Annotated in this window: 9 protein-coding genes; 3 read left to right on the plus strand and 6 right to left on the minus strand. The window is 71.3% G+C overall.

Going from position 1 to position 6,308, the window contains the following annotated elements:
- Window positions 1–117: 117 nt before the first annotated feature.
- Together Air01nite_RS33125 and Air01nite_RS33130 are read right to left on the minus strand one after the other, a co-directional pair.
- The gene (locus Air01nite_RS33125) at window positions 118–423 is read right to left on the minus strand and encodes an antibiotic biosynthesis monooxygenase family protein (RefSeq protein WP_203707301.1); all 306 of its coding nucleotides are present in this window, start codon (window positions 421–423) and stop codon (window positions 118–120) included.
- The gene (locus Air01nite_RS33130; protein WP_203707302.1) at window positions 424–933 is read right to left on the minus strand and encodes a GNAT family N-acetyltransferase; all 510 of its coding nucleotides are present in this window, start codon (window positions 931–933) and stop codon (window positions 424–426) included.
- Window positions 934–986: 53 nt separating this feature from the next.
- Here Air01nite_RS33130 and Air01nite_RS33135 point away from each other — a divergent pair, with 53 nt between their 5' ends.
- A complete protein-coding gene (locus Air01nite_RS33135) occupies window positions 987–1,607 on the plus strand; it encodes a TetR/AcrR family transcriptional regulator (RefSeq protein ID WP_239091138.1) in 621 nt (206 codons plus the stop codon).
- On the opposite strand, the gene Air01nite_RS41390 is transcribed toward Air01nite_RS33135, so the two are convergent.
- On the minus strand, window positions 1,547–2,176 hold the full coding sequence (locus tag Air01nite_RS41390) for a maleylpyruvate isomerase family mycothiol-dependent enzyme (protein WP_239091139.1): 630 nt from the start codon (window positions 2,174–2,176) through the stop codon (window positions 1,547–1,549). The genes Air01nite_RS33135 and Air01nite_RS41390 overlap by 61 nt on opposite strands.
- A 23-nt stretch (window positions 2,177–2,199) precedes the next feature.
- A complete protein-coding gene (locus Air01nite_RS41395; protein ID WP_239091140.1) occupies window positions 2,200–3,720 on the minus strand; it encodes a hypothetical protein in 1,521 nt (506 codons plus the stop codon).
- A 111-nt stretch (window positions 3,721–3,831) separates the two neighbouring features.
- Between Air01nite_RS41395 and Air01nite_RS33145 the strand changes: the two genes are divergently transcribed.
- Window positions 3,832–4,521, plus strand: coding sequence for a hypothetical protein (locus tag Air01nite_RS33145; protein ID WP_203707304.1), 690 nt, complete (start codon window positions 3,832–3,834; stop codon window positions 4,519–4,521).
- Here the strand turns inward: Air01nite_RS33145 and Air01nite_RS33150 are convergent.
- Window positions 4,504–5,481, minus strand: a complete 978-nt coding sequence (locus Air01nite_RS33150; protein WP_203707305.1) for a galactose-1-phosphate uridylyltransferase — start codon at window positions 5,479–5,481, stop codon at window positions 4,504–4,506. The genes Air01nite_RS33145 and Air01nite_RS33150 overlap by 18 nt on opposite strands.
- 67 nt (window positions 5,482–5,548) lie before the next feature.
- On the opposite strand from Air01nite_RS33150, the gene Air01nite_RS33155 reads away from it, so the two are divergent.
- Window positions 5,549–6,199 (plus strand): alpha-ketoglutarate-dependent dioxygenase AlkB, encoded by a 651-nt coding sequence (locus Air01nite_RS33155; protein ID WP_203707306.1) that lies wholly within the window; start codon window positions 5,549–5,551, stop codon window positions 6,197–6,199.
- A gap of 19 nt (window positions 6,200–6,218) precedes the next feature.
- Here Air01nite_RS33155 and Air01nite_RS41805 read toward each other — a convergent pair.
- Window positions 6,219–6,308 (minus strand): sigma factor-like helix-turn-helix DNA-binding protein (locus Air01nite_RS41805; RefSeq protein WP_308440001.1); only part of this gene is annotated, 90 nt, incomplete at its 5' end.

Here is a 6,308-nt window from a genome sequence, read left to right on the forward strand (position 1 = left end):
AACGCCGGTTGAGGACGTTCAACTGGACTGGGCTTGCTCTTCTGCCTTTGCGAGCCAATCCCGGTACCGTGGACAGGTTGGTCAATCGGCCGTGTGCGTCTGACCAAGCTGAAGGGGTCACGACCACACCGTAGTGCTGTAGTGGTCCACCGTCGTGTTGAAGGTCAGGAGGGCTGACCGTGCGGCGGGTTCCACGACGGCGGCGTCGGGTGGGTTGCCGGCGAAGTCGGTGATGGCGGTCATCGACTCCCACAGGGTCAGGACGTGGATCCGCACGATGTCGCCCTCGTCGTGGCGCATCAGGTAGGCCGTCTTGAAACCCGGTACGGCGCGCAGGTCGGGCACGACCGTCGCGCGGAAGTGTTCCTCGTAACGGCGTGCTCCGTCCGGGGTGGCGGTGGCCCACCAGCTTCGCGCGATCATCTAGAGCTCGAGGGTCCAGTTCTGGCCGACGAGGTCGTGCCCGAAGCTGCGGTGCGGCTTCTCGTCGGTGAGAGTGAAACCCGCCGCCTGGTAGATCCGGCGCGCGGACACGAGCACGTCGTTCGTCCAGAGCACCACCCGCCGATAGCCGGCCCGGCGAGCGAATGCGAGGCACTCGTCGACCAGCCGGGTGCCGATGCCCAAGCCGCGGGCCGCCGGCGTGACCAGGAGAATGCGCAGTTTGGCCGTCGCAGGTTCGTCGTCGGCGACCAGGAAGACGCATCCGGCGCGCTCACCGCCGGCTTCGGCTATCCACGCCGCCTCGCGGGACGGATCCTGGTCGGCCGCGTAGTCCGCCACGATGCGCGCGACCAGTGCCTCGAAGTCGGTGTTCCAGCCGAACTGTTGGTCGTAGACCTCGCCGTGGGCCATCACCACCCAGCCGAGGTCGCCGGGGCGGTCCGCGGGTCGCACGGTGATGTCGGTCCGCGGCGGATTCGCTTGCGTCATGACCCCTCCTCGTCCACTGAAACGACTGTTTCAGTGGACGGTAGACTACGCCCGTGACCCAGGAGACGACAATCCCGTCCGCACGCAAGGCGGAGCTGCTCGAGGCGGCCTACCGGTACGCGCTCGAACACGGCCTCGCACACCTGTCACTGCGTCCGCTGGCCACCGCGATCGGTTCCAGCCCGCGCGTGCTGGTTTTCCTCTTCGGGAACAAGGACGGCCTGGTGCGGGCGGTCCTGGCCCGGGCGCGCGCCGACGAACTCGCGTTACTGGATCAGCTCGGGGACCCGAAGGCCATCGGACTGACCACCGCGGTCGAGCGCCTCTGGCGATGGCTGGCCGCCGCGGAACACCGGCAGCTACTGACCCTGTGGGCCGAAACCTACGCCACCTCGCTGGTGGAACCCGACGGTGTCTGGGGCGGCTTCGCGGCGGCGACGGTGCACGACTGGCTCACCGTCCTGGCCGCCTGCCAGCCGCCACAAGAGCGGGACAGCGCGGAAGGCGCCGCCCGCCGCACGCTCGCCCTCGCCGTGCTCAGGGGCGCGCTGCTCGACCTGCTCGCCACAGGGGACCACGACCGCGTCACGGCCGCGGTCAACCACCAACTGGCTCAGGACGAGCAGCGGGCGCGTAGCTCCGGCACGCCCGGGCCCGTCAGGTCGTCGCAGTAGACGGCGCGACCCGCCATCGCCATCGTGAGGGCCAGCGTCGTGCCGCTCACCAGCGGGCCCGCGCCCGACTCGAAGGGGCCGTCCGTCGCCTCCAACCGCAGGCCCTTGGTGTTGCTGCGGCTCGCGACCGTGAAGTTGCGGCTGACGAAGAAGCGGGCGACCTCGGTGACCGCCTCCACCGGTGGGGTGGTGGGCAGGGCCAAGGGGCGGCGGATGTCCTGCCCGTGCACGATGACCTCACCCAGCCAGGCCGCGGTGTGGCGCGTCGCCGCCTTGGTGCTGGTGATGACGCTGCGGAACTGGTCGAGGGTCTCGGCGGGTGTCGCACCGCGGTGCTCGGCCAACCGGCGTTGGTTGTGCAGGTCGGCGTCGAAGCGCGCGGCCAGGATGCTGGTCAACCAACGAACAGTGCCGGTGCTGGCCGCGGCGGTGAGATGGGCGACCACCTCTTCCACCACCCAGTCTCCGCACAGTGTCGGGTGCGCCCACTGCTGTTCGTCGAGTGAGGTGAGGTCAGCGGCGAGGGCGGCGCGCGCGGCGTGGACCGCGGGCCAAAGATCGTCGGGCACTGAAGTCCTCCTGCTGGCTGCGGTCACGCCGGTTGGCGAGGCGGCGCCAACCGGTTGACCGCGGCCAGGATAAGGGCGTCGGCCTCGGTGACCAGCAGCGGTGGGGACTTCTTGCGGCGCCGGACGGCCCAGGTGTGGTTGAGGTCGTCGACGAAACGCTGGCGTTCGGCGAGGTAGGCCAGCTCCGGGTCGGCGCGGGCCTGGTCCCAGATCAGGTCTTCCGTCGCCGCCAGCAGCGCGCGACCGAGGTAGTTCCAGGCCAGCGGCAGGTATTTCGCCGCCTCCACCCGTTCGGCCGCGCACGAGTAGAGGCAGGCGATCGCATAAAGGGTGCGGGCATCGGCGGCCGCCGCCGGCGGCTGGTCGCGCAGCTCTTCCGCGGCGACGGCGCTCGCCACCATGTCGCCCGAGAGCAGGGCGCATTTGAGGCGGCGGACCCGGTGGCGCTCGCGCTCGTCGGCCAGGGCCGTCTCCGTGACCGAGCCCGCGTTGTCGCCCGGGTTGGTCACCAGGCGCTGCTCGGCCTCGCCCCAGCTGTCGCTGGCGTCGAGGAAGGCTCGCCGGGCCTTGGGCTCCACGCTCTCCGCACGGTAGGCGAAGCCGATGCGTTCCTGCACGGCGCCGCGGATCGCGGACGGGCGGTGGTAGGCGCTCAGGGCCGCGCCGACCTGGTCAAGGTCGTCCAGCGCCTCCGAGCCGAAAGCCAGTGAATGCTCCGCGTACGACTTCATCGAGTCGAGGGTCAACGCCGCCGCCAGCATCCGCTGCAGCTCCAGGCGGGTGGCCGTCGAGCGGCGCCGGCTCAGCCACGGCACCCGCAGCCCTCCCGCCGGGCGCGCCCGCAGGCGGCGGGCCACCAGGCGCAGCGCCACCCAGTGCGCGGCCGGCTCGATCAACGTGACCAGGCGCTCCTGCCACGACTGCCCCGACGGGTCGGCACCCGGCGGCTCCCACAACGTCGTCGCCGCGATCGGTGACCCGTCGAGCTCGTGCAGCTCGATCGCCAAGCCCAGCCGCTGGTTGCCCGCCGAGCCACGCAACAACGGCGCCGTCTGGACCAGGCAGCCGCGCGGGCTCGGCAGCGCCGAGCTCAGCGCACCCAGGATCCCGTCGGCCTGGCCCGGCGCGACCGCGCGCAGGCCGTTGGCAACGGTGGCCATGGAGTCCTTGGCCGCCGACGTGATCGGCTCGGTGTCGTCCGTGATCGCGATCGCCGTCGGCAGTCGGTGCAGGCGGACATCGCGCTGGAAGACGTCGTCGACGATGCCGCGGGCCGCGGCCGCCTCGTCGGCCAGCGCGGCCTGCACCCGTTGCCGCAACCATGGGGAGAGCGTCAACGCCTCGCCCTCGCTGCCCGCGATCGCCGCGGGCAGGGGCGCGGTGTCGTTGATGACCAACTGTTGCCGCAACCGGTCGCGGATCGCGCGGGACAGTCCGACGAGGATCACGACCACCGCCACGACCGCGGCGGCCGCCAGTGTCGCCTTGCTGATCGTGTCGGCCAGCGCGCCGATGTCGTCGATGCTGAACCCGAAGATGGTCATGGCTCTGTCCACTCCTGATCGAGTCGCACCCGGGCCATTGCATCTCCAATCGTCCCGGCTCAATCTAGAGAAAGCGCCGCCGCCCGGCGACCCCTGTGGACAGGAGGGATGGTGTCGGAAAACTTCCTTCCGTCGCGCCACGGGTTCACCTTCGACAACCAGTGGCCCGCGCAGCCCGCCGTCGTCGTGCCCACCCCGTTCGGGGACGTGCCGTTCGGCAGGGCCAACGGCGGCCTCTGCGGCGGCATGGTGTTCGCCGCCCTCGACTACTGGCACGCGGGCCGACAGACCCCGGGCAGCCGACCGGCCCTCGGCACCCCGCTCTACTCGTTCATCGTCCGCCGGCTGCTCGAGTCGTGGCGCCTGCCCGGCGGCGTGGCCAAGTACTACGAGTGGATGGGCATGCCCGACGCCGACGCACCAGGCTTCCAGCTCTTCGGCCGCCCGCTGCTCACCCGCCGCGGCATCGCCTACCGCACCGTCAGCGGCGAGTGGCCCGGCATCCGCGCCGAGCTCGACCGGGGTTCACCCGTGCCGCTCGGCGTGATCACCGTTTCGTCGCGGCAGCCCAAGGATCGCGCGGTCAACCACCAGGTGCTCGCCTACGGCTACACGAGCAACAGCAATGCCATCACGGTACGGGTGTACGACCCCAACCGAGGCCGGCGCGACGACATCGGCATCACGTTCCAGGCGACCACGCCGACCGCCTTCACCCACAACCTCGGCATCGGCGGCCGATCGGTCCGGGGCTTCTTCCGCACCGGCTACCGCGCACAGCGCCTACCCAGCGGCGGCTGACATCGCCTTGGCCAACGCGGGCGCGGTCTCCTCGGGCCGGCTCGGGTTGACCAGCAAGCCGGTCGCCAGCTCCAGGCCCGCGAACGTAGTCGTCCGCGGCTGGATCTCGACGTGCCACTGCCACCAGCGCGCGACCTCGCGATCCTCCACATCGGCCGGTCCCGCGTGCACGACCAGATTGTAGGCCGGATCATCGAGCACATCGGCCAGTCCGCGCAGCAACGGCGGCAAGGCCCGCGCCACGGACGCCAAACCCTCGTCGGTCGCGGAAGCAAGCGTCCCGCGCCCGTCAGAAGGCACGAGCACGGTCTGCTGTGGTACGGAGGCCGCATACGGCTGGTAGACCAGTACGCCACTGTCGAAGACGACCCGCTCGCCGGCGGCCCGCTCGGCCTCGGCCAGGTCGTCGATCAGCCGCCGCCCGGCGTCGGTGTAATGGCCCCGCGCCAGTCGCCACCGCGCCACCAGCCCGGGCGGTGCCTGGTCCAGCGCCACGAGTTGGCTGTGCGGGTGCCGCAACGACGCACCCGCCGCGACACCGTAGTTGCGGAACACCACCACGGCGGCCGGCCGCCGCGCGCCCAACGCCTGGCACCGCGATCGCAGCGCCGTCAGGATGTCCAGCGCCTGCGCCGACGATGCCTGCCGCAGGTCCCAGTCGTGCGCCGGCGACTCGACCAGCACCTCATGCTCGCCCGTCGCCGGAAACTGCGGGAACAGCCCCGTCGCCGTGACCCCGCCCTCGCCGCCAGGGCTCACGATCGGGTACTTGTTGGCGAACGCCCGGACCCGCCACGGCCCGCCGTCGGCCGGCACGCGCAACCGCTCGGGCGGCGTCTCCGACTCGTGGCCTGGGCAGAACGGGCAGCCCGGCGACGCCGGCCCCGGTCGGTCCGCCCGCCGCGGCGCGCTCAGCCGCCACTCCCCGGTCTCCGCGTCGACCCGCGTCTCGGTGATCACGATGTTCAAGATAATGGATCAAGCCAGCCGTTAGCACCCTTGTACTAACAGGCGCTACGCTGCGGTTATGCACGGCATCGCACACCAGCCCTCGATGTTCGACCTGGTCGAGGAGCCGACCCTCGGCCACCTCGACGGTCACGTCCGGCGCACCCCGCTCACCCGGGGCGCCTGGGTCGACCACCTGCCCGGCTGGGTCGACGGCTCCGAGGCGATCCTCGAGCGGCTCCTCGAAGACGACATCGGGTGGCGAGCCGAACGACGCGAGATGTACGAGCGCGAGGTCGACGTCCCCCGCCTGCTCCGCTGGTACGACGTCGGCGAGGACCTCCCGCACCCGCTGCTCACCGCGGCCCGGGAGCGGCTGACGAGGCACTACGCCGACGAGCTGGGCGAGCCCTTCGTCACGACCGGCATGTGCCTCTACCGCGACGGGCGCGACAGCGTCGCCTGGCACGGCGACACCACCGGCCGGTCGTCGAGCCAGGACACCCTGGTCGCGATCCTCTCGTTCGGCTCACCCCGGCCACTGATGCTGCGGCCGCGCGGCGGCGGTGCCGGCCCGGGCAGCGACACCCTCAAGTTCCAGCTCGGCCACGGCGACCTGGTCGTGATGGGCGGCTCGTGTCAGCGCACCTGGGAACACGCGATCCCCAAGACCGCCAAGAAGGTCGGCCCGCGGGTGAGCGTCCAGTTTCGCCCTGTGGGCGTCAGCTAGGTCTGCCGGCCCGTCGGCGTCAGCTGAAGCTGCTCTCCGTCAACTGCCCACGCAGCTTCTCCAGCGCCCGGGCCAGCAGCCGCGACACGTGCATCTGCGACACACCGAC

Origin of the sequence: Asanoa iriomotensis (assembly GCF_016862515.1) — a bacterium.
GTDB lineage: Bacteria > Actinomycetota > Actinomycetes > Mycobacteriales > Micromonosporaceae > Asanoa > Asanoa iriomotensis.

What these genes read in the sequence shown, in the direction of transcription:
- Air01nite_RS41395 (WP_239091140.1), bottom strand. Translation starts at nt 3,720, where the DNA reads ATGACCATCTTCGGGTTCAGCATCGACGACATCGGCGCGCTGGCCGAC.
- Air01nite_RS33125 (WP_203707301.1), bottom strand. Translation starts at nt 423, where the DNA reads ATGATCGCGCGAAGCTGGTGGGCCACCGCCACCCCGGACGGAGCACGC.
- Air01nite_RS33155 (WP_203707306.1), top strand. Translation starts at nt 5,549, where the DNA reads ATGCACGGCATCGCACACCAGCCCTCGATGTTCGACCTGGTCGAGGAG.
- Air01nite_RS33130 (WP_203707302.1), bottom strand. Translation starts at nt 933, where the DNA reads ATGACGCAAGCGAATCCGCCGCGGACCGACATCACCGTGCGACCCGCG.